24 protein-coding genes and 8 tRNA genes are annotated in these 26,297 nt (G+C 44.0%); 14 read left to right on the forward strand and 18 right to left on the reverse strand.

Annotated features, from left to right (window positions below):
* Positions 1-300 precede the first annotated feature (300 nt).
* Entirely contained in the window at positions 301-801 is a 501-nt protein-coding gene (locus tag SSED_RS11030) for a VF530 family protein (RefSeq protein WP_012142460.1), read from the forward strand.
* A 197-nt stretch (positions 802-998) separates the two neighbouring features.
* Here SSED_RS11030 and SSED_RS24595 read toward each other — a convergent pair.
* From SSED_RS24595 to SSED_RS11065, 8 genes are all read right to left on the reverse strand, one after another.
* Positions 999-1,103: transfer RNA gene (locus tag SSED_RS24595), tRNA-OTHER, on the reverse strand.
* Between the two features lie 228 nt (positions 1,104-1,331).
* Positions 1,332-1,408: transfer RNA gene (locus tag SSED_RS11035), tRNA-Val, on the reverse strand.
* Positions 1,409-1,410: 2 nt separating this feature from the next.
* Positions 1,411-1,487, reverse strand: a tRNA-Met gene (locus SSED_RS11040).
* A 194-nt stretch (positions 1,488-1,681) separates the two neighbouring features.
* Positions 1,682-1,758: transfer RNA gene (locus SSED_RS11045), tRNA-Val, on the reverse strand.
* Between the two features lie 144 nt (positions 1,759-1,902).
* A tRNA-Met gene (locus SSED_RS11050) sits at positions 1,903-1,979 on the reverse strand.
* Positions 1,980-2,024: 45 nt separating this feature from the next.
* Positions 2,025-2,101 (reverse strand) — tRNA-Met (locus tag SSED_RS11055).
* A gap of 49 nt (positions 2,102-2,150) precedes the next feature.
* Positions 2,151-2,227: transfer RNA gene (locus SSED_RS11060), tRNA-Val, on the reverse strand.
* A 330-nt stretch (positions 2,228-2,557) separates the two neighbouring features.
* Positions 2,558-3,934 carry an MATE family efflux transporter gene (locus SSED_RS11065; RefSeq protein WP_012142461.1) on the reverse strand — a complete coding sequence of 459 codons (1,377 nt, stop codon included), beginning with the start codon at positions 3,932-3,934 and terminating at the stop codon, positions 2,558-2,560.
* Between the two features lie 32 nt (positions 3,935-3,966).
* Between SSED_RS11065 and SSED_RS11070 the strand changes: the two genes are divergently transcribed.
* Complete coding sequence (locus SSED_RS11070; protein WP_041421643.1) at positions 3,967-4,581, forward strand: riboflavin synthase; 615 nt, start codon at positions 3,967-3,969, stop codon at positions 4,579-4,581.
* Between the two features lie 41 nt (positions 4,582-4,622).
* Here SSED_RS11070 and SSED_RS11075 read toward each other — a convergent pair whose 3' ends face one another.
* Complete coding sequence (locus SSED_RS11075) at positions 4,623-4,823, reverse strand: CPXCG motif-containing cysteine-rich protein (RefSeq protein ID WP_012142463.1); 201 nt, start codon at positions 4,821-4,823, stop codon at positions 4,623-4,625.
* Between the two features lie 856 nt (positions 4,824-5,679).
* On the opposite strand from SSED_RS11075, the gene thrS reads away from it, so the two are divergent.
* The 4 genes from thrS to rplT all read left to right on the forward strand — a co-directional run bounded on the left by thrS (position 5,680) and on the right by rplT (position 8,810).
* Positions 5,680-7,608: a threonine--tRNA ligase gene (gene thrS, locus SSED_RS11080; RefSeq protein ID WP_012142464.1), complete on the forward strand. Its 1,929-nt coding sequence runs from the start codon at positions 5,680-5,682 to the stop codon at positions 7,606-7,608.
* 3 nt (positions 7,609-7,611) lie between these two features.
* A complete protein-coding gene (gene infC, locus SSED_RS11085) occupies positions 7,612-8,154 on the forward strand; it encodes a translation initiation factor IF-3 (protein WP_083758938.1) in 543 nt (180 codons plus the stop codon).
* 83 nt (positions 8,155-8,237) lie between these two features.
* Complete coding sequence (rpmI, locus tag SSED_RS11090) at positions 8,238-8,432, forward strand: 50S ribosomal protein L35 (RefSeq protein ID WP_012142466.1); 195 nt, start codon at positions 8,238-8,240, stop codon at positions 8,430-8,432.
* Between the two features lie 18 nt (positions 8,433-8,450).
* Entirely contained in the window at positions 8,451-8,810 is a 360-nt protein-coding gene (rplT, locus tag SSED_RS11095) for a 50S ribosomal protein L20 (protein ID WP_012142467.1), read from the forward strand.
* Between the two features lie 273 nt (positions 8,811-9,083).
* Here rplT and trxB read toward each other — a convergent pair whose 3' ends face one another.
* Together trxB and ald are read right to left on the reverse strand one after the other, a co-directional pair.
* A complete protein-coding gene (gene trxB, locus SSED_RS11100; RefSeq protein WP_012142468.1) occupies positions 9,084-10,034 on the reverse strand; it encodes a thioredoxin-disulfide reductase in 951 nt (316 codons plus the stop codon).
* Positions 10,035-10,169: 135 nt separating this feature from the next.
* Positions 10,170-11,285, reverse strand: a complete 1,116-nt coding sequence (gene ald / locus SSED_RS11105) for an alanine dehydrogenase (protein ID WP_012142469.1) — start codon at positions 11,283-11,285, stop codon at positions 10,170-10,172.
* Positions 11,286-11,465: 180 nt separating this feature from the next.
* On the opposite strand from ald, the gene lrp reads away from it, so the two are divergent.
* The 6 genes from lrp (at position 11,466) to serS (ending at position 18,420) form a co-directional block, all read left to right on the forward strand.
* Positions 11,466-11,969, forward strand: a complete 504-nt coding sequence (lrp, locus tag SSED_RS11110) for a leucine-responsive transcriptional regulator Lrp (protein WP_012142470.1) — start codon at positions 11,466-11,468, stop codon at positions 11,967-11,969.
* Between the two features lie 183 nt (positions 11,970-12,152).
* A complete protein-coding gene (locus SSED_RS11115) occupies positions 12,153-14,666 on the forward strand; it encodes a DNA translocase FtsK (protein ID WP_012142471.1) in 2,514 nt (837 codons plus the stop codon).
* 114 nt (positions 14,667-14,780) lie between these two features.
* Positions 14,781-15,407, forward strand: coding sequence for an outer membrane lipoprotein periplasmic chaperone LolA (gene lolA / locus SSED_RS11120; protein WP_012142472.1), 627 nt, complete (start codon positions 14,781-14,783; stop codon positions 15,405-15,407).
* A gap of 9 nt (positions 15,408-15,416) precedes the next feature.
* A complete protein-coding gene (locus SSED_RS11125; RefSeq protein WP_012142473.1) occupies positions 15,417-16,748 on the forward strand; it encodes a replication-associated recombination protein A in 1,332 nt (443 codons plus the stop codon).
* On the forward strand, positions 16,741-17,115 hold the full coding sequence (gene crcB / locus SSED_RS11130; RefSeq protein WP_012142474.1) for a fluoride efflux transporter CrcB: 375 nt from the start codon (positions 16,741-16,743) through the stop codon (positions 17,113-17,115). Before SSED_RS11125 ends, crcB begins: the two co-directional genes overlap by 8 nt.
* An 18-nt stretch (positions 17,116-17,133) precedes the next feature.
* Positions 17,134-18,420: a serine--tRNA ligase gene (gene serS / locus SSED_RS11135; protein ID WP_012142475.1), complete on the forward strand. Its 1,287-nt coding sequence runs from the start codon at positions 17,134-17,136 to the stop codon at positions 18,418-18,420.
* Between the two features lie 434 nt (positions 18,421-18,854).
* On the opposite strand, the gene SSED_RS11145 is transcribed toward serS, so the two are convergent.
* From SSED_RS11145 to punR, 6 genes are all read right to left on the reverse strand, one after another.
* Positions 18,855-19,190, reverse strand: coding sequence for a TusE/DsrC/DsvC family sulfur relay protein (locus tag SSED_RS11145; protein WP_012142476.1), 336 nt, complete (start codon positions 19,188-19,190; stop codon positions 18,855-18,857).
* A gap of 110 nt (positions 19,191-19,300) precedes the next feature.
* The gene (gene tusB / locus SSED_RS11150; RefSeq protein ID WP_041421646.1) at positions 19,301-19,582 is read right to left on the reverse strand and encodes a sulfurtransferase complex subunit TusB; all 282 of its coding nucleotides are present in this window, start codon (positions 19,580-19,582) and stop codon (positions 19,301-19,303) included.
* Complete coding sequence (gene tusC, locus SSED_RS11155; RefSeq protein WP_041422111.1) at positions 19,582-19,938, reverse strand: sulfurtransferase complex subunit TusC; 357 nt, start codon at positions 19,936-19,938, stop codon at positions 19,582-19,584. The genes tusB and tusC overlap by 1 nt, the downstream gene beginning before the upstream one ends.
* 70 nt (positions 19,939-20,008) lie before the next feature.
* Positions 20,009-20,398: a sulfurtransferase complex subunit TusD gene (gene tusD / locus SSED_RS11160; RefSeq protein ID WP_012142479.1), complete on the reverse strand. Its 390-nt coding sequence runs from the start codon at positions 20,396-20,398 to the stop codon at positions 20,009-20,011.
* A gap of 165 nt (positions 20,399-20,563) precedes the next feature.
* Positions 20,564-21,223 carry a Bax inhibitor-1/YccA family protein gene (locus SSED_RS11165; RefSeq protein ID WP_012142480.1) on the reverse strand — a complete coding sequence of 220 codons (660 nt, stop codon included), beginning with the start codon at positions 21,221-21,223 and terminating at the stop codon, positions 20,564-20,566.
* Between the two features lie 249 nt (positions 21,224-21,472).
* Positions 21,473-22,375, reverse strand: a complete 903-nt coding sequence (gene punR, locus SSED_RS11170) for a DNA-binding transcriptional activator PunR (protein WP_012142481.1) — start codon at positions 22,373-22,375, stop codon at positions 21,473-21,475.
* A gap of 118 nt (positions 22,376-22,493) precedes the next feature.
* Here punR and punC point away from each other — a divergent pair, with 118 nt between their 5' ends.
* Positions 22,494-23,753 carry a purine nucleoside transporter PunC gene (punC, locus tag SSED_RS11175; RefSeq protein ID WP_041421647.1) on the forward strand — a complete coding sequence of 420 codons (1,260 nt, stop codon included), beginning with the start codon at positions 22,494-22,496 and terminating at the stop codon, positions 23,751-23,753.
* Between the two features lie 86 nt (positions 23,754-23,839).
* Positions 23,840-23,930: transfer RNA gene (locus SSED_RS11180), tRNA-Ser, on the forward strand.
* An 864-nt stretch (positions 23,931-24,794) separates the two neighbouring features.
* Here the strand turns inward: SSED_RS11180 and SSED_RS11185 are convergent.
* A complete protein-coding gene (locus SSED_RS11185) occupies positions 24,795-26,009 on the reverse strand; it encodes a hypothetical protein (protein ID WP_012142483.1) in 1,215 nt (404 codons plus the stop codon).
* Between the last annotated feature and the right edge of the window lie 288 nt (positions 26,010-26,297).

The raw sequence follows: 26,297 nt of genomic DNA on the forward strand, positions 1-26,297 counted from the left end.
GTGTTTGGAACTTAGCAAAAATAAAGCCAACCCAAATAGGAGGTGCGTTTGCGTGGGTAAAACAGCCGCGGATTATACAGACATAGCCGCTCATATGTCGAGTAATGACAGCATTTAAACGCAGTTATCTGGTAGGAAGATAATAATAACGGGGTGTATTTTCAATTTTGAGTGGGTGAATCGCAGGATTTATTGTTATTATAGCCCCATTGAACAGGCCACTTAATTTGGGTGGTCCAGTTATTCACTCGGTGAATGCTGATATTTTTATAGACATTACCTGCGGTATTTGGACATCTCATGATAGAACAGCAACAAAACAACCCATTACATGGCCTAAGTCTTGAGACCATGCTCACTGAGTTAGTCGATTTTTATGATTGGAAGATTTTAGACGCGGCATTGCGTTTAGCGTGTTTCAAGACCAATCCGAATATGCCTGCCTGTCTTAAGTTTTTGAAAAAGACCGAGTGGGCGAGGGAGCGTGTAGAAGCTTTCTACCTATATCGTTTTAAGCGTATGCCTAAAGGCAGTGCGGCTCAGTTTGAGCTTAAGCCGCGTGAACGTGGTTTTGAAGACGGTATTGTGCCGCGCAAACCTCAAGAGTTAACGGTTGAACTTATTGCAGATATGCGTGCTAAGGCAACCGCTGATTATGAAGCGATGAAACAAAATAAGGGCAGTCGACCACGTTACGGTAGCGATAAGCCAAGAGCCCAAGATTCTTACGCTCAGAATCGTAGCTCAAGTCATAATAAACCTGCACCGTCGCAAGATCCAAAAAACCCTTGGGGTAAGTAGGCTTAAGCATCAATAGAGAAATATCTATAGAGCAGTACAGTAGGGCGCCGTTTTTATCTTAATTGAGATAAAAGCGGCGCTTTTTTATTGGAAGAAAGAGTTGGAAAGAAAGAGTTGGTAGCCCTTCAATTAACTTAGTAAAATTCAGGCATAAAAAAACCAACTTTTGCTGGATTGATCTTCTCTAAAAAGAAAAGTGGTTGCGGGAGCTGGATTACTTTTTATAAGGGCTGGGCAACGACCTTCGCCTTGTTCTTATTAAGAGTTGAGCCCGACGAGCTACCATACTGCTCCATCCCGCGTCCGTATACTGCTTTTAATAATAGATTTTATATTCTTCTATAAAGAAATGGTACAACCGAGTGGATTACTATTTCAGAGAAGAATACCGACCCCTACCGCCGCCGTTTTAAAGAGAGGTAGTGCTTTAACCAAGCTTGCCGAGGTTATCTGTTTCATTTTGGTAAAATTCAGGCATAAAAAAACCAACTTTCGTTGGCCTGTGATCTCTGCTCGCGATAAAGAAGAGATGGTACAACCGAGTGGATTCGAACCACCGACCCCTACCATGTCAAGGTAGTGCTCTAACCAACTGAGCTACGGTTGTATTGGTTGCGGGAGCTGGATTTGAACCAACGACCTTCGGGTTATGAGCCCGACGAGCTACCATACTGCTCCATCCCGCGTCCGATAAACGCTGCAAATTGTTTTGATTCTATTTACTAAAGAATTGGTTGCGGAAGCTGGATTACCTTTATAAGGGCAGGGCAACGACCTTCGCCTTGTTCTTATTAAGAGTTGAGTCCGAGTAGCTTTTATACTGCTCCATCCCGCGTCCGTGTTTATTTAATAGTTGTTTTTATTCTTCTATAAAAAGAATTGGTACAACCGAGTGGATTCGAACCACCGACCCCTACCATGTCAAGGTAGTGCTCTAACCAACTGAGCTACGGTTGTATTGTTTGCGGAAGCTGGATTACCTTTATAAGGGCAGGGCAACGACCTTCGCCTTGTTCTTATTAAGAGTTGAGTCCGAGTAGCTTTTATACTGCTCCATTCCGCGACATTATAATTGATATTTTGATTCTTCAATAAAAGAATTGGTTGCGGGAGCTGGATTTGAACCAACGACCTTCGGGTTATGAGCCCGACGAGCTACCATACTGCTCCATCCCGCGTCCGATGAACGCTGTAAATTATTTTGATTCTATTTACTAAAGAATTGGTTGCGGGAGCTGGATTTGAACCAACGACCTTCGGGTTATGAGCCCGACGAGCTACCAAACTGCTCCATCCCGCGTCCGTATACTGCTTTTAATAATAGATTTTTTATTCTTCTATAAAAGAATTGGTACAACCGAGTGGATTCGAACCACCGACCCCTACCATGTCAAGGTAGTGCTCTAACCAACTGAGCTACGGTTGTATTGGTTGCGGAAGCCGGATTACTTTTTATAAGGGCAGGGCAACGACCTTCGCCTTGTTCTTATAAAGAGTTGAGTCCGAGTAGCTTTCGTACTGTTCCATCCCGCGTCCGTATAACGCAATAACATTTTTATTCAGTTATCAAGAATTCTTAACTGTCCGTTTGGCTATTGCCTTGGAACGAGCGCTATATTACGGGATACTGCTTTGGTTGCAAGTAAAAAAACAATTTTTCTGATTAAGTGTAGATTTGCTGTGCAACTTGCTCTTTTATACGACATATACGAGGAGGAACCCGCGGATTCCTCCTTTGAAAAGCATGATTATCGACTCACTTATGGCCTGTATCCATGATGACTTGCTTTAAATCCCCCGTTTTTTGGATATGACGTAATCTCCACGCAAATAGAATTGCCGCACTGGTTAAACCTGCAATTAACCCAATCCAAAAGCCGTGCGCTCCCATATGCGGTACAATCAAATCCGTTCTGGCAAGTATATAACCAAGCACCATGCCAATAGCCCAATATGAAACGAGGGTAATATAAAGAGCACTACGCGTGTCTTTATAGCCTCGTAGTGCACCTGCAGCGACAACCTGCACCGAATCTGACAGCTGATAAAGTGCGGCTAAAAACATCAGGCTGCCAGCTAAAGCCACCACCTCAGGATTATCATTATACAGATATGCAATTTCAGTTCTGAACAAGACCGTAATGATTGCCGTAATAATTGCCAGTGTAAATGAGAGGCTGAGTCCAACTTTCGTTATGAGCTTAGATATATGAGCCTTATCTTGACCCAGGTAATAACCGACACGAATAGATACTGCGATACCAATAGATAGCGGTAACATGAATACAATTGACGAGAAATTAAGTGCAATTTGATGTCCTGCGACAACATTGGCGCCCAGAGGTGCCAGTAACAACGCGATAACTGCAAACAGGCTTACCTCGAAAAATAGTGCCATCGCAATTGGAAACCCATGCTTGGTCATATCCCACATCGTTTTCCAATCTGGTTTGTGGAAAGATTTGAACGGTGCCAGTTCAGCAAACTTTTTATGTAGTTGCATATAAATAATCATGGCAATGAACATTGCCCAAAAAACCAAAGCGGTAGCGATACCGCAACCCGCACCACCCATTGCAGGTATCCCAAAGTGTCCATAGATAAAGATATAGTTAGCGGGAATATTCACAGCCAATCCAACAAACCCGATAACCATAGTCGGTAAAGTATAAGAGATCCCTTCACTACAGCCTCGAAGCACCTGATAAAGCACGAAGGCGGGCACCCCCCAAGCGAACCCATTAAGGTAACCGATACTCAATCTGGCGAGTTCTGGTTCTAATTCCATCATGGTAAAAATATTTTGTGCAAAAGTGAGAAACACGATCACACCTATACTGCCTATTATGGCAATATATCCAGCTTGATGAGCGAGTGGTTGAATCGCTTTCTGGTTATTTGCGCCATGTTGGTGAGCAAAAACCGGCGTAAATGCCATCAACAGGCCTTGTACAAATAGTAGTGCTGGAAGCCACAGACTGGTTCCGACGGCAACGGCCGCCATATCCACTGCACTAACTCGACCAGCCATTACTGTGTCAATGAAGCCCATCATGGTCTGTGTGACTTGGGCGATAAGAACAGGTAGTGCAAGTTGCACTAAACGTTTGGCTTGAAAGCCGAATTGATTCATGAAAACTGCCTTTAATGCAAATGAGAGAAATTATGTTTACAGGTATAGTTCAAGCCACGTGCGAAGTGGTTGCGATAAATAAGAAAGATGGCTTAAATACGCTTGAGATCGCTATGGAACCCGAGTTACGTGAGGGGCTCATAACAGGCGCGAGTGTTGCTAACAACGGTGTCTGTTTAACGGTTACACGAATTGCAAATGATAGGGTGTTTTTCGACGTAATGGAAGAGACTTTGAGTGTGACCAACCTCTCAAATTTAACTCTTGGTTCTAAGGTGAATATAGAGCGCTCTTTAACTTTCGGCAGTGAAATTGGTGGTCATATTTTATCAGGCCATGTTCATACCCAGGCTCGTATACTCGAAGTGAGTAATACCAATAGCCATTTTGATATCAAACTGGGGGTTGACCCCAAATGGATGAACTACATTCTCTATAAAGGATTCGTCGGCGTTAATGGTTGCAGTTTAACTGTTGGTGAAGTAACCGATAGCAGTTTCATGTTGCATCTAATTCCAGAGACATTAAAACTGACGAACCTCGATGATTCGAAGGTAGGGGGATGTCTGAATATTGAAATAGATAGTCAAACTCAGGCAATTGTCGATACTGTCGAGCGTGTACTGGCCAAACGCGCAGGTTCATAATGCTAGTACTGTGACTGAGTCGTCACGAGGTGATGGGCAGCTTAATAGATCTGTTCATCGCCTGAGTCGATAAATAACTCAATCTTATGTCGTGCCTCATCGATATGGATCCTAAGGTGGATGGGGTTACAACAAATCCTGCAGTCATCATAGTAATCTTGATCACCACTGGTACCATCGACATCTATATGTTGATGGTGTCCACAATGAGGACAACTAATCGTTTGTGTGGCATACCTCATCTTTATACTCCTGCTCACTCATGGTTCCAAGTAAACATCGATATAAACCAATATCCTGGTAACTGAAGCAGAAAGATCTTTAACCTGTCTGGTTGTCTTCCTTTTGCTTTTAACTACACAGATAGATACAGCTATCTCAGGCTTGGTATTTATGCTTAGTCTGAAACAAGATTTCTTTACCGTTAAGTATAGCCCATGGTGTTTGAAGCTTGTGCTCATCACGTTGAGATTTAACTGTCATACCCAAGGTTGTCTCTCTACCCGATACAGAAAGACTCAGGTAACCTTGAATATTGAAACAGTTAGATAGAATGACTATTTTACTGCGGTAAATCAGGTTGGTATTGAATTATTTTGATGGGTACACGGCCACTCATGCTTAAAGAAGTCGGTTGTTCGTCTTTGGATGTCACTTTTGCGGTGTTATCTGCAAAATAGGGGGAACCCAGATACCGACCTGAGGAGCTGTTTGAGCCTCTAATCGTTACTAGAAATAGCGATAATATCGAGCGGGCTTTGATTAGCCTCCTGAGTTATTTCCTTATCGAATAACAGTGCCCGTTGATTTCGCAACTCTCCTCTGTTTAAAGGTGCACTTAGACTAAAATAAGTGGGTGAAGGATTGATGACAATAACGTTTTAATGTGATGACACTAAAATTAAGCCTTAAATCCCATTGTTGACGACTGAATTGAGCTGTTTTGCTTGCGCAACAACGACTAAATCTCGTAGAATTACGCGCTTGTGCCTAAGGTGACTAAGACTCTTGTAATGGCTTATCCCATTGGTACTTTTCTTTTATTATTTAATTAGCAAGTGGCCCTACGTGGGGGTCACCACTGGATAAGGAATTTTCATGCCTGTTATTACACTTCCTGATGGAAGCAAACGTGAGTTTGCTAACCCTGTTTCTACTTTAGATGTCGCTGCCGATATCGGTCCCGGTCTTGCTAAAGCATGTATCGCTGGTCGAGTTAATGGTGAGCTTAAAGATGCTTGCGATATCATTGACACCGATTCAGAGCTTTCTATCATCACAGCAAAAGACGAAGAGGGTGTAGAGATCCTTCGTCACTCTTGCGCGCATCTACTCGGTCATGCATTCAAGCAACTATGGCCTGAAGCTAAGATGGCTATCGGTCCGGTTATCGATAATGGCTTTTACTATGATATCGATCTTGACCACAAGCTTACTCAGGAAGATATTGATGCGCTGCAAAAGCGCATGACCCAACTTGCAAAGACAAACTACAAAGTTGAAAAACGTGTAGGCAGTTGGCAAGTGGCCCGCGATACATTCGAAGCTCGCGGCGAAACATACAAGATGGAAGTCTTGGATGAAAACATCAGTAAAGACGACCAGCCAGCGTTATATCATCATGAAGAGTATGTTGATATGTGCCGTGGCCCTCATGTACCAAACATGAAATTTTGTCAAAATTTTAAACTGATGAGTGTGGCCGGTGCATACTGGCGTGGTAACTCAGACAACAAGATGCTACAACGTGTTTATGGTACTGCCTGGGCAGACAAAAAAGCACTTAAAGTACACCTTAACCGTCTGGAAGAAGCGGCTAAGCGTGATCACCGTAAGATTGGTAAGCAGCTCGACCTTTATCATATGCAGGAAGAAGCGCCTGGAATGGTATTTTGGCATAACGATGGTTGGAGCTTGTTCTTAGAACTTGAAAAGTTTATTCGTCAAAAGTTAGGTCAATACACATACCAAGAAGTAAAAGGTCCGTTGATGATGGACCGTGTGCTTTGGGAACGTTCTGGTCACTGGGATAAGTACGCCGATGCCATGTTCACGACTAACTCAGAAAACCGTGAATATGCCATTAAGCCAATGAACTGTCCAGGTCATGTACAGATCTTTAATCAAGGGCTTAAGTCATACCGCGATCTACCATTGCGTATGGCCGAGTTTGGTTGTTGTCACCGTAATGAACCATCAGGTTCACTTCATGGTTTGATGCGCGTACGTGGCTTCACTCAAGATGATGCTCACGTCTTCTGTACTGAAGATCAAGTACAGCAAGAGGTTAGTGCTTGTATCAAGATGGTATATGACACCTATGAGACATTTGGTTTCAAAGATATCGTCGTTAAACTATCGACTCGCCCAGAAAAGCGTATTGGCGACGATGATATGTGGGACAGATCAGAGGAAGCACTTAAGCAAGCATTGACAGCCAATGGTATTGCTTATGAGATCCTACCTGGTGAAGGGGCTTTCTACGGACCTAAGATTGAATTTACGCTACATGACTGTCTCGATCGTGCATGGCAGTGTGGTACGGTTCAGCTGGATTACGCTTTACCGGGCCGTCTTGGTGCAACTTATGTTGCCGAAGATAACAGCCGTCAAACGCCAGTTATGATCCACCGTGCAATTTTAGGTTCATTAGAGCGCTTCCTGGGTATTCTTATTGAAGAGTATGCGGGTAAATTTCCTACTTGGTTGGCCCCAATGCAAGTCGTAGTGATGAATATCACCGATAAACAGTCCGATTATGTCGATGAAGTGGTAAATATCTTCAAAGAAAGTGGAATTCGTGCATCTAAAGACTTGAGGAATGAGAAGATAGGCTTTAAAATACGCGAGCACACCTTAAGGCGTGTTCCTTATTTATTGGTCGTCGGTGATCAAGAAATGGATAATAAGGAAGTTGCGGTGCGAACCCGAGATGGTGTTGACTTAGGTAAGATGCGAATCGAAGATTTCGCCTCTAAGATCAATGAACAGATTTCGCTCCGTAGTCTCAATTTGTTGGAGGATTAGGTCATAAAGATCAAAAAAACAGCAGGGCGCCAGGCGGCCCCGAATAGAATAAACGAACTCATCACTGGCGTTTCAGAAGTACGTCTGAACGGTTTAGAAGGTGAGGCTCTTGGAGTCTTAACGATTAGGGATGCACAAGAGTTAGCTGATGAGGCCGGTGTAGACCTGGTTGAAATTAGCCCTAACGCTGAGCCGCCTGTTTGCCGTATAATGGACTACGGAAAGTTCCTTTTTGATAAAGCGAAAGCTCAAAAAGAACAAAAAAAGAAGCAGAAACAGATACAGGTGAAGGAAGTTAAATTCCGTCCCGGTACTGATGAAAACGATTATCAGGTAAAACTACGCAACCTGAATCGCTTTCTAGATGACGGTGACAAAGCGAAAGTAACGCTGCGTTTTCGTGGTCGCGAAATGGCTCACCAAAGTCTTGGTATGAATCTTTTGAATCGTATTAAAGATGATTTGGCTGAGATAGCAGTAGTTGAGTCTTTCCCGAAAATGGAAGGTCGTCAAGCTGTGATGGTCCTCGCGCCGAAAAAGAAATAGTAAGGCCAAATAAAAGTAGCAGGGTCTGTTAAGGTCTCTGCTCGCCTTGCGTTTTATTAATATCCCAATGCGGAGTTTTAGCAATGCCTAAAATGAAAACAGACAAGGGTGTAGCGAAGCGTTTTAAGAAAACCGCCAATGGTTTCAAACGTAAGCAAGCCCATTTACGTCACATTTTGACCAAGAAGAGCACTAAGCGTAAACGTCACTTACGTGCAAAATGTCAAGTAGCTAAGTCTGATGTGCCTGCAATTGCACGTCAACTACCATACGCTTAATTAAAGGAGCAATGAACAATGCCTAGAGTTAAGCGTGGTGTAACCGCTCGTGCTCGTCACAAAAAAGTACTTAAATTAGCCAAAGGTTATTACGGAGCTCGCTCACGTACTTACCGTGTTGCAAAGCAAGCCGTAACTAAAGCTGGTCAATATGCTTACCGTGACCGTCGTCAGAAGAAACGTCAATTCCGTCAACTTTGGATTGCACGTATCAATGCGGCATCTCGTCAAAATGGTCTGTCTTACAGCCGTTTCATTAATGGTTTGAAAAAAGCCTCTATTGAAATCGATCGTAAGATCCTGGCTGACATCGCTGTTTTTGATAAAGTTGTATTTACAACTTTAGTTGAGAAAGCAAAAGAAGCATTAGCTAAGTAATTAGTTAGTACATCTATTAAAAAGGGACCTTCGGGTCCCTTTTTTGTGTCTGGAACACTTATGTCTAATTACCATGGATGGATTTAAATAGACTTTGTGTCTGGAACACTTATGTCTATTTGCCATGGATGGTAATAAATAGACGTTGTGTCTAAATTAAGTCGGCGCTTAATGACTTTAGTCAATTGATGGCCTTAATCAATTACTGATAGCTAGCGCAAAAAAAAGCAGACCCTAAGTCTGCTTTAAATTTATTGTATCCGATCCGAGTTTTTACTTCGAGTCTAAGTAACGCTCGGCATCGAGAGCGGCCATGCAGCCGGTTCCTGCTGAAGTGATGGCTTGACGATAATGTTGATCCATTACATCTCCTGCCGCAAACACGCCTTCTATACTCGCTTGAGTCGCATTACCATCGAGGCCACTTTGAACCTTGATATAACCATTGTTCATCTCTAACTGGCCTTCAAACATCTGAGTGTTTGGCTTATGACCGATGGCAACGAATACACCCATAACTTCAAGATCGGTAATAGAACCGTCTTTAGTGCTCTTCATCTTAAGGCCAGTAACACCCATCTGATCACCGACAACTTCATCTAATGTGTTGTCTAAGTGAAGAATAATGTTACCGTTCTCGACCTTATCCATAAGACGCTTAGTTAAGATTTTTTCGCTGCGGAATGCATCACGACGGTGGATCAGGTGGACTTCAGAAGCGATGTTGCTGAGGTATAGTGCTTCTTCGACGGCTGTGTTACCGCCACCGATCACGGCAACTTTCTGGTTGCGATAGAAAAAACCATCACAAGTTGCACAGGCTGACACGCCTTTGCCTTTGAATGCTTCTTCAGATTCCAGACCAAGATACATGGCTGAGGCACCCGTTGAGATAATGAGTGCATCACAGGTAAAATCACCGTTGTCGCCTTTCAATTTGAAAGGGCGAACCTTAAGATCAACCTCATTGATATGATCGAAAAGGATTTCAGTCTCAAACTTCTCTGCATGTTTTTGCATGCGCTCCATTAATGCCGGACCGGTCAGATCCTCAGCATCGCCGGGCCAGTTCTCAACTTCGGTAGTGGTAGTTAATTGACCACCTTGTTGTAAACCTGTCACTAATACAGGTTTTAGGTTTGCGCGAGCGGCATAAACTGCGGCTGTATAGCCTGCAGGGCCTGACCCTAATATTAGTAGTTCACAGTGTCTAGCTTGACTCATTCTTATCTCCGTACCTTTAGCGAATTGCAGCGATTGTAGGGAATTTAATGCATCGGGTAAAGGCAATAATTTAGATTGCTCTAATCGAAAAAGGGAGCCTATGGCTCCCTTTGATTGTCTTAACTAAAACTGGTGTTAGTTAAGTAAGATTGCTGGGTCAACAAATTCCATGTTCAGTGCTTCAGCAACTTCACTGCAGGTGATCTTGCCATGCATGACGTTAAGACCATTTAGCAGATGTTTGTCTTGCAACAGTGCTTTTCTATAACCAAGCTCGGCAAGCTTAATGATATAAGGCAGCGTTGCATTGTTTAGTGCGAACGTTGACGTACGTGCTACGGCACCTGGCATGTTAGCCACACAATAGTGAACCACGTCATCTACGATATAGGTAGGATCTTGGTGAGTGGTAGCATGTGAAGTCTCGATACAACCACCTTGATCGATTGCAACGTCGACGATTGCAGAGCCAGGCTTCATGCGCTTGATGTGGTCTTTAGTGACGAGCTTAGGGGCTGCTGCACCTGGAACCAGTACGCCACCAATAACTAAATCGGCTTCGAGAACATGCTTTTCAATGGCGTCAGCCGTTGAATAGATAGCCTTTACCTTATTATCGAATTGAACATTAAGGCGTCTTAGTGTATCGATGTTACGGTCAAGAATAACAACTTCTGCACCCAAACCTACAGCCATCTGCGCAGCATTAGTACCCACCATGCCACCGCCTATTATCACGACTTTTGCAGGCTCAACACCCGGTACTCCGCCGAGTAGCATACCACGACCGCCCATGTTTTTTTCAAGTGCCATGGCACCCGCTTGAATAGACATTCTGCCGGCAACTTCAGACATAGGTGCGAGAAGGGGGAGGGCGCCGCGGTCATCGGTCACAGTTTCGTAAGCGATACAAACTGATCCACTTTTGACTAAATCTTCAGTTTGTGGGAGATCTGGTGCAAGGTGTAAATAGGTAAACAGTAGCTGATCTTCGCGTAACATTGCGCGCTCAACTGCCTGTGGCTCTTTGACTTTTACAATCATTTCCGCTGTGGCAAATACTTCTGCCGCGGTAGCTAAAATTGATGCGCCAACATCGATATAGTCTTGATCTGTAAAACCAATCCCAGTACCTGCGTTTGCTTCAATAAAGACCGTATGACCTTTATTTGTCAATTCACGTACACTTGAAGGGACCATTCCAACACGATACTCGTGGTTTTTGATTTCTTTAGGTACACCAATTATCATCTTCGAGCCTCAAATTGCATAAAAACCCATTTTTTATGGGTGTAATTGTTATTTTGTCGTGTCCTGAACGTGCTTGTCTCAGGGAAATCTAGTATAGTATCAGTTCGGCAGTTTATGCTGCTGAAGTTTTGACATACGTAGTGATAAATGTTGTTTTAGTAATAAAGCAAGGTTAAAAATATGGTTAATAATAAAAAGAGTCCTATAAAAGACTTAGATCGGATAGATCGAAACATACTTAATGAGTTACAAACTGACGGTCGCATTTCCAATGTTGAGCTTTCAAAACGTGTAGGCTTAAGTCCTACCCCTTGCTTAGAAAGAGTTAAAAGACTTGAAAAACAAGGGTATATTAATGGATATACGGCATTAGTTAATCCCCATTTCTTGGGTGCATCCTTGCTTGTATTTGTTGAAATTACGCTTAATCGTGATAGTTCGGAAGTGTTTGACAAGTTTAATCGTGCTGTTCAATTACTAGATGATATTCAAGAGTGTCATTTAGTATCCGGCGATTTTGACTACCTGTTGAAAACGCGCGTATCAGACATGTCTGCGTACCGCCGCTTATTAGGTGAGACTTTACTTAGACTGCCTTCTGTTTCTGACACACGTACATACGTTGTGATGGAAGAGGTAAAGCAGACGAGTAAAGTTGCAATAAATGTTACCGCAGAATCTTAATTTCTAAGTCTGTAATACCAAAAAGGAGCCAACTATGGCTCCTTTTTTTATCTTGTTTATAAATTCATCATTTACATTAAATAAACCATAGATAATGTGATTGAGTAGCTTAAATCGCTGCAAAAGGGCGTTATTTTTGATATCTTAGAACGACCTGTCTTATTCTTTTTCGTGGGTTTTCATTTGTCTAAGGGAAATAGTATTAAAACGCTAAGCGGAGTGCAGCGTCTTCTAGAGGGGGGCCTCATTATTTGTTGCATGCTAGCAACTTATGTTCTTCTTGCCCTCAGTAGTTTTTACTCTTCCGATCCGGGTTGGAGTCAATCACATTTCGAAGGTGAAATTCAAAATGTTACCGGTGCGGTAGGAGCATGGACAGCGGATGTGTTGTTCTACTTTTTCGGTTACACCGCTTACCTTATTCCAATCATTATGGCGTTGACGGGCTGGTTGCTTTTTAAACGTACCCACAAGCTACTCGAGATTGATTACTTTTCGGTAGGGTTAAGGCTCATTGGTTTTCTGCTCATTGTTTTCAGTTTAGCCGCCCTTGCCAGCATGAATGCTAATGATATCTATGAATTTTCTGCCGGAGGTGTCGCCGGGGACGTGATCCGCGATGCCATGTTGCCTTATTTTAATAAATTAGGTACCACTCTATTGCTGCTTTGTTTTGTTGGAGCAGGTTTTACACTACTCACCGGGATTAGCTGGTTAACGATTGTCGATTTAACGGGGTTTTCCGCTATTTGGGTTTTCAACTCACTACGTTCGCTACCCGAACGCTTTAAACGTGACTCTGGTGAAACCGAAGATACACAAGGCTTCATGTCTGTATTCGATAAATTCAAAGAGAAACGCAATCAATCGGAAGATGATTTTGAAGATGAAGAGCTTGATTCCGAACGTTTAGATACTCACTTGAATCAATTTGAAGAGCTAAATCACGGTGAACAGCTAAACACAAACAGTCGTATCGAGCCACAACTTGAAAGTGAAGAGGATGCTATCGATGATGAGGTCCACCTGGCCCCGTCTGCCACAGCTCCGGAAACTGAACTCGATGAAATTGATTTTGACAGTCAGACATCAGTTGGCGCTGTAAGCCTTGCTAAACCTAAGGTTGTCGAGTCCGCTAAAATCGTTGATGGTATTGTGGTTTTACCAGGGCAAGATCTCGAGCAGGCAAAGAAACCCATTACTCCGCTGCCAAGCATCTCTCTGTTAGATGTCCCAAATAGGAAGGCTAATCCTATCAGCCGTGAAGAGTTAGAGCAGGTTGGGGCGCTGGTAGAGGTTAAACTTGCCGATTTTAATATCGTAGCAAAGGTTGTTGGGGTTTTCCCCGGGCCTGTTGTTACCCGATTCGAGCTAGAGTTAGCGCCTGGCGTTAAAGCATCTAAAGTCACCAACCTTTCTAAAGATTTAGCACGCTCTCTATTGGCTGAAAGTGTTCGAGTTGTAGAAGTGATCCCTGGCAAGGCCTATGTCGGCATCGAATTACCTAATAAGTTTCGTGAAACCGTATTTATGCGAGATGTGTTGGACAGTAAAACATTCGCAGAGAGTAAGTCTCATTTGAGCATGGTGTTAGGTCAGGATATTGCCGGTGAGCCGGTCGTTGTCGACTTGGGCAAAATGCCACATCTCCTGGTAGCCGGTACGACGGGTTCGGGTAAGTCAGTCGGTGTGAATGTGATGATCACCAGCTTGCTGTATAAATCCGGACCTGATGATGTTCGTTTTATCATGATCGATCCTAAGATGCTTGAACTCTCAGTTTATGAAGGGATCCCGCATCTTCTTTGTGAAGTCGTTACCGATATGAAAGAAGCGGCAAACTCGCTTCGATGGTGTGTGGGTGAGATGGAGCGTCGATATAAGCTGATGTCAGCCCTTGGGGTTCGAAACCTGAAAGGTTACAACGCGAAAATCAAAGAGGCGAAAGAATCAGGCCAACCTATCACAGATCCCTTATGGAAATCTTCAGATAGCATGGAGCCTGAAGCTCCGGAATTGGATAAGCTCCCATCTATTGTGGTCGTGGTGGATGAGTTTGCCGACATGATGATGATTGTGGGTAAAAAAGTAGAAGAACTCATCGCCCGAATCGCTCAAAAAGCACGTGCCGCAGGCATTCATTTGATACTTGCAACACAACGACCTTCTGTCGATGTGATCACGGGTCTGATTAAGGCCAACATTCCAACCAGAATGGCGTTCCAGGTATCGAGCCGTATCGACTCTCGTACTATCTTAGACCAGCAGGGAGCCGAAACCCTGTTGGGGATGGGTGATATGCTCTATCTGCCACCAGGGACCAGTATACCCATTCGTGTTCATGGTGCGTTTATCGATGATCATGAAGTTCATGCTGTCGTGGCCGATTGGCATAGTCGAGGCAAACCGCAATATATCGATGAGATCCTGCAGGGCTCGACCGAAGGGGAGCAGGTATTGTTACCCGGAGAAGCCAGTGATGCCGAAGAAGAGTCCGATGCGCTCTATGATGAAGCGGTTGCTTTCGTTACAGAGACTCGCAGAGGTTCAATATCCAGTGTACAGCGTAAGTTTAAAATCGGTTACAACCGCGCCGCTAGAATCATTGAGCAGATGGAAGCTCAGGGAGTGGTGAGCTCTCAAGGCCATAACGGTAACCGTGAGGTACTTGCGCCGCCACCGCCTAAGGCATTTTAGTCCGGTTAACCTGCAGCTACTAAGTATGAATAGATATTAATCTCCTGCCCATGCAGGAGTCATCTCCAATAACGGTATGATATTGGAGATAAACAATAGTTTTAAGGAATGACAATGAGAAAGACCCTATCAATACTCGCTATCAGTCTGCCACTATTGGTCTCGGGTTACGCTCAGGCCAGTGAGTCAGGAGTGTTAAAAGCAAAACTTGCCGAGATATCGACCCTAAAGGCAAACTTTACCCAGACAGTGACTGATGTTAATAAAAAAGAGATCCAGAAAGGGAGTGGTGTATTTGCACTGGCTTATCCGAATCAATTTTATTGGCATCTCACGGAGCCGGATGAATCATTAATCGTTGCCGATGGACGTGATGTTTGGATCTATAATCCATTTGCAGAAGAGGTCTCTGTGATGGATCTCAATCAAGCAATCAATGCATCGCCGATTGCACTTTTGGTTCATCGGGATGAAGAAACCTGGTCAAAATACACTGTAACAAATGAAGAGGGGTGTTTTAGTATCGCTCCGAAGAGTGTCGATGCGGGGGTTGAATCGGTCGATGTGTGTTTCGACGGAAACACCCTGACCCAAATGGTGCTGCAAGACCAGCAGGGCAATGTAAGCCAATTTATGTTATCGGATCAAACTGCCATCAGCGATGACGAGCTCTCCATGTTTAAATTTACCGTTCCGGATGATGTTGATATCGATGATCAGCGTCTTAATACCGTCAATTAAGGCAATTTAGTGTCAAGTTTTAGTTTCGATTTTGCGCCCGACTTTAGGCCTTTGGCCGCTCGAATGCGGCCTGAAACCATATCTCAGTATATTGGTCAAACCCATCTTTTAGGTGAGGGGAAACCCCTTCGTAAAGCCCTCGAGGCCGGGCGTGCCCACTCTATGATGTTCTGGGGACCGCCTGGTACCGGAAAGACAACGTTGGCAGAGTTAGTGGCTAACTATGCCAATGCGCATGTCGAACGCATTTCGGCAGTGACATCGGGTGTCAAAGAGATCCGCACTGCTATCGAGCACGCAAAGAATGTTGCCGAATCCAGAGGACAAAGAACCTTACTCTTTGTCGATGAAGTGCACCGTTTCAATAAGAGTCAGCAAGATGCCTTTCTTCCGTTCATCGAAGATGGGACTGTGATATTCGTTGGTGCGACGACAGAGAATCCCTCTTTCGAGATCAATAATGCCCTGTTATCGCGTGCACGGGTTTACCTGATTAAGAAGTTGACGAACGATGAGATTGTGCACATCGTTAGACAGGCGCTGACAGATGAGGAGCGCGGTCTGGGTAAGCGTAAGTTACTGATCCCGGATAATGTTGCGCTAAAGCTCGCCAATGTATCTGAAGGTGATGCGCGTAAGGCATTAAACCTGATTGAATTGATGAGTGATATGCTTGCCGATGGTGGCAGTTTCAGTGAGGAGATGATCATAGAAGTTGCTGGTCAACAACTGGCAGGCTTCGATAAAAATGGCGATCAATTCTACGATCTTATCTCCGCTGTGCATAAATCCATTCGTGGTTCTGCGCCGGACGCGGCCTTGTATTGGTTTTGCCGAATGTTGGAAGGAGGATGTGATCCTCTTTATATCGCACGTCGATTACTGGCCATTGCGTCTGAAGATATCGGTAATGCCGATCCGGTGGCTATGACGGTGGCACTCAACGCATGGGAATGTTTCCACCGCGTCGGACCATCGGAAGGGGAAAGAGCCATCGCTCAGGCGATAGTTTACCTCGCGAGTGCTCCAAAGAGTAATTCAGTCTATACGGCATTTAAAGCCGCGAGACAATTAGCCCGCGAAACAGGTCAAGAAGCCGTTCCTGAGCACCTACGTAATGCACCCACACAGTTGATGCAAGACCTCGGATATGGCGAAGGCTATCGCTACGCACATGATGAGCCAAACTCCTATGCGAGCGGTGAATGTTATTTCCCCGAAGGTTTGGCAGAATCCCGGTTTTACTACCCGACGGAACATGGTTTTGAGAAGCGAATAAAAGCTAAATTAGAACATTTGGCGCAACTTGATAGAGACAGTGAGATCAAACGGTATGAATAATATTCTATTTGTCGCGCTGGGTGGATCAATTGGGGCAGTTTTTCGCTATCTGCTCTCAATTTTCATGCTTCAGCTATTTGGCTCAGCATTTCCTTTTGGTACACTGTTAGTTAATGTCATCGGCTCGTTTCTGATGGGTACAATTTATGCCCTCGGCCAAGTCAGTCAAGTGAGTCCTGAAATTAAGGCGTTGGTTGGTGTTGGGCTTTTAGGGGCGCTTACTACATTTTCAACTTTTTCCAATGAGACTCTGTTATTGATCCAGAGTGGTGCTTGGATAAAGGCATTTTTTAATATCGCTCTGAACCTCTGCCTATGTATATTCATGGTCTATTTGGGACAGCAGTTGGTTTTTTCTCGCATTTAACTATTAAGAATATAAAACATGTTAGATCCAAAATTTTTACGTACAGAATTAGAAGCTACGGCCGAGCGCCTGGCAACCCGCGGTTTTATTCTAGATGTTGAGCGTCTAAGTAAGTTAGAGGAAAAGCGAAAGTCGTTGCAAATGGCGACTGAAGAGCTGCAAGCTTCCCGTAATGCAATATCCAAATCCATTGGACAAGCAAAAGCGAAAGGGGAAGATGTTGCACCTATCATGGCTCAAGTGGGCGATCTTGGTTCGCAACTCGATACAAAGAAGCAGGAGCTGGCAGAGTTACTCGAGACACTGAATGCTATTGCCATGAGTGTGCCAAACTTACCTGACGAATCTGTGCCTGCCGGTGCCGATGAAAGTGAAAATGTCGAGGTTAGACGTTGGGGCACACCTAAAGAGTTTAACTTTGAAGTGAAAGATCACGTCGAACTCGGTGAAACTTTAGGTGGATTAGATTTTAAAGCCGCGGTTAAAATTACCGGTACACGCTTCATTATCATGAAAGGGCAAATTGCCCGCATGAACAGAGCACTGGCGCAGTTCATGCTGGACCTTCACACGACAGAGCATGGCTATACTGAAGCCTATGTTCCTCTGTTGGTTAATGAAGAGAGCTTGCTTGGTACGGGTCAGCTACCTAAATTTGGTGAAGACCTTTTCCATACCAAGCCTGCAACTGAAGAAGGCCAAGGTCTAAGCCTTATCCCAACGGCTGAAGTACCGTTAACTAATATCGCGCGCGATACCATCATCGATGAAGCAGATCTTCCGGTTAAGTTGACTGCTCATACACCTTGTTTCAGAAGTGAAGCGGGATCTTACGGTCGTGATACTCGTGGTTTGATCCGCCAACACCAATTCGACAAGGTTGAACTGGTTCAATTGGTTAAGCCTGAAGATTCTATGGCTGCATTAGATTCATTAACAGGTCATGCAGAAACGGTTCTTCAGAAGCTGGAACTTCCTTATCGTACCGTTGTTTTATGTACGGGCGACATGGGCTTCGGTTCAAGCAAAACCTTCGATATTGAAGTTTGGCTACCAGCTCAAAACACCTATAGAGAGATCTCATCTTGTAGCAACATGCAAGACTTCCAGGCTCGTCGTATGCAAGCCCGTTACAAGGCTAAGTCAGCGAAAAAACCTGCACTATTACATACATTAAATGGCTCCGGACTCGCTGTAGGTCGTACGCTCGTAGCGGTAATTGAAAACTACCAAAATGAAGACGGTAGCATCACAGTACCTGAAGTTTTACGTCCATACATGGGCGGTTTAGAAAAGATCGGTTAAAGCCATAATCTACTTAGGCATTCATCATATTTAGGTGAGTGCCTAATCTGGTTAGAATCATTCTGGTTAGAACGAGTAATTTGTAAACTTTAATTTGTAAATATAGCTAGTAACAATAGCTTTTAAAAATCACTTACAAAACGTTAGTAAAATAATAATTAAAACAAAGGATTAAGTGCAATGGATAATGGTAGGCGCTACTTTCAGTGGCTTACCTATGTGGCGATCATCTGTGTTTTCGGCGCTGTTATGTTCGCTGCATTCGGGAAGGCTGCAATACTGGTTATAAAGAACATTACCTGACTTTTATATCACCTGAAAAGCGAAAACCCGAAATTTCATTATAGAAGCTTCGGGTTTTTTATTGAAATACGCAAAATTAGAGTACAAAGGTTGTTTGGCGACATCTATGATGCTCGCCAGATTCAGGAAGGCTAGATACATTTCGCCGGTTTAGGTAAACCTGCAACCTTAGTCGCTTGTTTAGCTGGGCCAGTAGGGAATAGAGTATACAGGTACTTAGAGTTACCCTTATCGGCACCTAACTTTTGGCCGATGGCTTTAACCAGTATACGTATTGCCGGGCTTGTCTTGTATTCTAAATAGAAATCACGCACAAAGTGAATGACCTCCCAATGAGCCGGAGTGAGCGTGATCTCCTCCTGTGCGGCTATGAGTTCGGCAATCTCTTCGTTCCACTGTGAAACCTGCTTAAGGTAGCCCTGAGTATCGGTTTCAATCTGCTCGCCTTTATATTCAAAACTATTCAACTGCTATTAACCTCTGGACCTGTTAGATCCATAACTGATCTGACTAATGTTTAAAGGGCTGATGTCCAGCCAAACTGACAAAGATGATAGCACTAGGATGATAGTACTCATCACCAAGTGATCACCTTGTCATGCGTTAAAGACTCTTTTACGAATGTGTCGTAGTCGATAAGGGTATAGTCTTCAAACCGCTGGCTCAATCCACGAGCTTCGACATCGTCGATGAGTAACATGACCCTGATATTGGCTAGTCTTTCTCGCCACTGTGACAATAAGAGACTATTCACGCCATTTCCGGACAACAGTATCGAGTCCTGTTTATCCATGTATTTAATGCAACATGCGAGCGCATTATCTTGTTTTGCCGATGTTTGAATATGGTGTAAATTCATCAGAATACCAAGACCTCATCAACCTTCGATAGTTGCTCAGTGATTAATGATGGGGATACCTTATCTACCTCAATGGTGAGGTCTGTCAAATCAAGTCCATACTCAACCAAAGACTCTTCACAGGCAAGTACAGTCTCCACATCATACAGGGGGAGGGCGCCGAAAGTGGCAATATAATCTTTCGCGCCAACACGTTCAGGTTGCTGATCTTTGACAAGGTTAAGCACGCCGTCATCGACAAAAATCAAACTCACTTCCTGCTCGAAACTGGCACTCAAGAGAGCGAGATCTAATGCCTCTCTGCCATGGGGAGAACCATGGGGCGCCCGACGAAATAGTATCGCGACTTTTTTCATTTTAATCTGCTCATCAACAATCACACATTCCTAGGATCTTAAAATAATAGTGTCTTAAAAGAATCGTGCCCTAAAAGCTTATCACTCTGTCTGCAGTCTCTATACCTGTAACCAGCTCACCTAAGCCGCCCATCTCGAACGGTTCTTCCATGTTCCAATGTTTACGCTGATTCTCTTTGGCCTCATTTTGAGACAAGATGCCTCGTCTAAGAGCGGCCGAGACACAATTAACCAGCTGAACTTCATATTTCTGATTCAACGACACCCAGGCTTGTGTCAGGTCAAATTCATCTGAAGCCGGGCTGTTAAGAGTATTGGTATTAAGCACGCCATCTTGATAGAAGAAGACTCTTTCAATCTCGTGACCTGACTCCAGTGCGGCTTTCGCAAAGCGGTAGGCATTATAGCTGGCCGAACTCGCATAGGCTGCGCCGTTGACCTGAATGATGAATTTACTCATTTAACCAAATACTATATTGATGATAGATAGATAGGCAGGCAAAAAAATAGCCCCGATAATGGGGCTATTCTAACTGAAAATGCACTACTGAAACACGTTATTTTGGATATGCCATTATTTGGCATGATAAACCAATACTAGTTCATCCAATAAAAGTATGTGTCCTTAGTCGTCGCCGCCGATACCCATTAGATGAAGTAGAGCGATGAATAGGTTAAGGAAATCCAGGTAAAGAGAGATTGTGGCGCGGATGTAATTTGTCTCGCCGCCATTAATGATACGGCTGGTGTCATAAAGAATGAAACCTGTCATCAACAATGCGATACCCGCGTTAAGCGCCATAAATACCATGCTGTTGCCCAAGAACATATTAACCAGCAAGCCGACAAACATGATCACTAGACCGGCAATAAGGAAGCCTCTCATAAATGAGAAATCTTTCTTAGTTGTGATGGCATAACCCGATAAGGTCACGAAGATCACCGAAGTCAAACCAAGTGCTTGCATGATTAACTCTGGACCATTTGCCATGCCAGCGTAATGGTTAAGAATATAACCCAGTGAGGCACCTTGCATACCTGTGAAGGCGAATACCCAAAACAGACCCGCAGCAGATTCAGCTTTTCTCAATGTCACAAATAAAATCGCTAAGCTACCAAGTGACATACCGATAGAGAGCATAGGGCCAATCTGTAATGCCATTGCAATACCTGCACAAACTGCAGAGAATGCCAATGTCATCGAAAGTAACATGTAGGTGTTTTTCAGGAGCTTGTTCACTTCCAGTGTGGAAGCTCCTGTAGAATAGAGTGTTTGTTGTGTCATATTGCTCTCCGAAAACTTCTGGGACGATCACTAACCATCTTGTTTAGATTAACCTAAATCAAAAGAGTTCCATTAACTATGATTTAGTTTTTAAATTTATGGACTAAGTCAGTGCTCAAGTAAATCTTAAGTTATTGAATCATACATCAGCTGGAAACAGGGTTAAAGTGACAAAATCGATTTTCGTCGACTCATCAGCCTCTATTTCCCTGAACCTTAATTGAAGCTTAAATTGGCCTAGATTCTGGTTTAATGGAACCAGTCTTTATGTAACTTTTCACTATCACCCAGGTATTCAAGTACCCATGACATAGCCGGTGACATGTTGGCACCGTTCCATGCCAGGCAACAGGGACTCGGTGATTTTTTCGTGACTAACTCTTTCTGTATGAGTGCGCCAGCTTTGATGAAGGGCTCGGCAAAATGCATTGGCATGTAACCCACACCGAGACCTTCCCTGAAACAGTTAATAGCACGTATCCAGTCAGGCACTACTAACCGACGCTGATTTTCGAGTAACCAGGTCATACGCTTTGGGATCTCTCTTGATGTATCTTCGAGACAGATTGAAGGGTATTGACGCAATTCATCATCGGTTAGTGGTCTGTCAACCTCTGCAAGAGGGTGCCTCTTACCGACTAAAAATGCCCATTTTATGTCGCCCATATCTTTGAAGTGGTAATCACCACCGACTGGAATTGCCGTCGTTGCTCCGATAGCAATATCGCTGCGCCCATTGGCAATTGACTCCCATACGCCGTTGAACACTTCTATTCGAATGATCAACTCTACGTCGGTGAAGTGGCGGTAGAAATCGGCAATTAATACACTTATTTTATCGGCTCTGACCATGTTATCTAACGCGATAGAAAGTGTGGGTTGCCAACCATTAGATACTCGCTTGGTATCATCTTTCATGGCAGCCATATTGGTGAGAATAGACCTTGCCTGTTTTACGAAGGATTCGCCAGCCGGGGTGAGCGTTACACTACGATGGTGGCGTTCAAATAATATGGCGCCAAGTTCCTCTTCAACCTGTTTTACCGCATAGCTGACGGCCGATGGAACTTTGTGCAATTTGTTGGCCGCGGCGGTGAAACTCCCGACACGAGCGACCATATCGATTAATTGGAGTGATTGTTCAGAAAGCATACCACCAGTTCCTTGCTGTGAAAATTATTGAAAGCTGATGTCAAAAATAAACGTTTCACATCATTTAAGCAAGTATTTAGACTCCGGATCCTCAGTAAACATCAGATTAAATATTTATATGAATCCAGTTAATAACACCAAGTACTTCTTCTTTTTAGGCTACCTTGCATTGCTCAGCATGTTGGGTTTTATCGCGACCGATATGTACCTTCCGGCATTTAAAGCGATAGAAGATTCTATGCAAGCAACCCCTGCTCAAGTCGCAGGCTCGTTAACCTGTTTCCTAGCCGGTTTGGCCATAGGACAACTCCTGTATGGACCATTAGTACAGCGTATAGGAAAACGTAACTCACTGCTATTAGGTCTTATGATTTTCGCAGCAGCGAGCTTTTCACTTGCATCGAGTGAAACCGTGCTCTCTTTTAACATTGCCAGATTCTTTCAGGCACTAGGTGCGTGCAGTGCGGGTGTCATTTGGCAAGCCATTGTTATCGAGAAATATGACGCCACTAAAGCCCAGAGTGTTTTTTCTAACATTATGCCGCTTGTCGCACTTTCACCCGCATTAGCTCCGCTATTGGGAGCTTTCGTACTTGAAATTAGTGGATGGCCGACTATCTTTTTGATTTTAACTTGTTTAGCTATCTTTCTTATGTTGCTAACCGTTCTGTTTGTGCCAAAAGAAAAAGTGACGAGCACTGCACAAGAGGGGACAAAAAAGCTCACTTATTGGAACTTATTGAATAACCCTAAGTATCTGGGCAATGTGATCATCTTTGGTGCCTGTTCTGGTGCATTCTTTGCCTACTTAACCGTTTGGCCGATTGTTATGGAGCAGCATGGATATCAGGCTAAAGAGATCGGATTAAGTTTCATACCACAGACCATCATGTTTATTGTCGGTGGCTATGCGAGTAAGATTTTAATTCGTAAAGTGGGTACAGAAAAATCACTCAGCGTCTTACTGACTTGTTTTGGTCTGTGTGTAGTGGCGATTGTCGCCTGTTCATTGCTAGTTAAAATGGACAGTATTCTACCTCTGCTGATCTCATTCTCAATCCTTGCCGGTGCAAATGGTGCAATCTATCCGATTGTGGTCAACAGTGCCCTTCAGGAGTTTACCAAGCATGCCGCAAAGGCGGCGGGTCTGCAGAACTTCCTACAGATCAGTATCGCTTTTGGTGCCTCTAGTCTCGTTGCTATCTGGGCAAGCTATGGTGAAGTTGCGATTGGATTTGGGATCTTAATCTGCTCCTTTGGTGTCATTGCCGGTTACAAGTTAAGAAACAGCAAATCATGGGAGAAAGTACGGGAAGAATTTGTTATGCCGGATCCTGCCCGCGTCGCAATGAAGCAAGATAAGCTGGATCTTGACTGAAATTTATCCGAACACACTAATTTGAATAAAAAACAGAGATAAGGACTTTACATCGTTATCGAGTCGCTATATGATTCGCGGCGTTCGGAGAGATGGCAGAGTGGTCGAATGCACCGGTCTTGAAAACCGGCACGGGTTTATAGCCCGTCTAGGGTTCAAATCCCTATCTCTCCGCCACATTTAGATGAAGCCCCAGCAGAAATGCTGGGGCTTTTTCGTTTCAGAATTTGTTTAACTTGATATGGATATGAACTCCGGGTTCCTAATGTTTAAAAAACGCTATCTCTCCGCCACATTCAAGACGAAAGGCTCATCAGAAATGATGAGCCTTTTTTCGTTTTATAAATTAATTAATCTAAAACGAGTTAAATGAATACGGATATGCCCCCTTGGGTTCCTAATGTTTAAAGACCGCTATCTCTCCATCGCATTCAGATGAAGCCCCAGCGGAAATACTGGGGCTTTTTCGTATTTGGCTATTAAAGCAAGAGTTAGTCAACTCTCATAAGGATATGAACCCAGGGTTCCTAATGTTTAAAGATCGCTATCTCTTCGCCACATTAAAGACGAAAGGCTCATCAGAAATGATGAGCCTTTTTTCGTATTAAAGGATATGAAATTGAACCCAGGGTTCCTAAGGTTTACAGAACGCTATCTCTCCGCCACATTAAGAAAAGCCCGATATCGTAAGATATCGGGCTTTTTGCTATCTGGTGGTCAAGTAGATTTGTCTAAAATTGCTAGGTCTCAATAGTAATAGGTTTATAGCACTAATATGTAGGGTTCAAATCCCTATTCCTCCGCCATATTAAGATGAAGCCCCTGCAGAAATGCTGGGGCTTTTTCGTTTTATAAATTAATGAAACAAAAACGAATAAATCGGATACGGATATGAACCCTAGGGTTCCTAATTTTTACAGAACGCTATCTCTCCGCCACTCTTTCTAAACGGGAATAAGATGAAGCCCCAACAGAAATGCCGGGGCTTTTCGTATTTAAGGCAACTTACAGCGGATAAGGATATAACCCCCAGGGTTTCGATTAATCAACATCACCCATAGTTATAAACCCGCTGGGAACGCCTTCATCATAGGACTCGTTTATCAAGCCCAAGATGTCGGTCATATCGCCACGGCTCACTTCAACACCATTCACCAAAATCGAAGGAAAATCGTTTTCTAACATAGACAGGGCAGCGGTGCAAATATCTTCGACAGTGGTTTGTACTTCATCAAGTGCTTGTACCAGCTCACCAAGTTCTGATAACACTAAGCTGCCTGGATCACAGATATCATGGCCATCATCGACCGTATCCTCGCAGAAATCATAGAGGTCATGGTTATTGAATACAGGGTCAACAAATGGGCCGGGTTTACCCGCGACGAGGTCTTGTATCGTATTGATATTAATGAAATATCCAGGTTCAATCGGGAGTTCTTCAAGCGCGTCCAGATTAAGGTTGAGAAGGAGGGTTATCTTCTGTGCTGCCAGATTCAGACCCGGTCCATTTTCAGATGGGTTACCGGCAGTCAGGAAGCCATCATCATTATTACCACCTTGACTACCCACCTCGCCGGTTAGGAACAGGGCAAGTGATTCAAAATCGTCTGATGTCTCACAAGCCTGGCTTTCAAAACCGATGTCGACAGGAATAGCGACGAGAATATCGTTGATAACAATACATGTCTGCTCGTCAATCAACTGAGCGACAACTGCTTCACCCGTGGGGGATGAGCCGTAAAAGCCCTGTCCATAACTCAGAGTATCATCGGGCAGGGGATCGGACTGGGTAATGGCTAGATCGACACAAACACTGAAACTGTTTTTCGGGCCATCCTTTCCCCCAGGGGTTACATAATGGACCTGGAACCCCAGAGTCTGCCCTCCAAGGCCGGCTGTAACGAAGTCAACACTGAAATCAGGTGCGCCCATGCCAATGTTGTCCTCGGACGGATCGCCAGAGACACAATCCACATGCGCATCGGTAACATCGAGAGTCGGCGTTATCTGGATTTTACCCACTGTGAGTTCTTGATGCTGAGCTAAGCAAATTGCTCCGAGGGATTCATCGCAGAAGGCTCTGCCTGTGATTTTTACCATGGTGCCTGCTGGCACGGTTGCCCCGGGTGAAAACTCAATGGTCGCGTATGTCTCTGCTTTCTCTGCTTTTTTTGCCCAAGCTGACGGGGGGCTGTATGACAATATCACTAGTGCAGCTATCGCTGCTAATAGGGGAATTCGAGCTAGTGTTTGCATAACTTATTTTCCTCAAAGTTAGCGGGTCATTCCTTTATTCCTTAATTTAATGGGATCCTGATTCCTTTGGTCCATCAGTTTAGGTTTATTGGTTGGTGGTTCGAGTACGACATGAGTTACGCTCGTGGGTATTAGTATAGTTAATCGAGCTGTAAGCGCGCCGCTTTATTCACGGCGTATGCCAGACAAAGTCGTTAAGCCAATATCGGTGTTTGCGTAAGGTATTGTTTGGAGTGGGTGTTGTATTTGAATGGATGAAGATTTTGAATATAACAAGCCGCCCATTAA

The organism is Shewanella sediminis HAW-EB3, assembly GCF_000018025.1.
GTDB lineage: Bacteria > Pseudomonadota > Gammaproteobacteria > Enterobacterales > Shewanellaceae > Shewanella > Shewanella sediminis.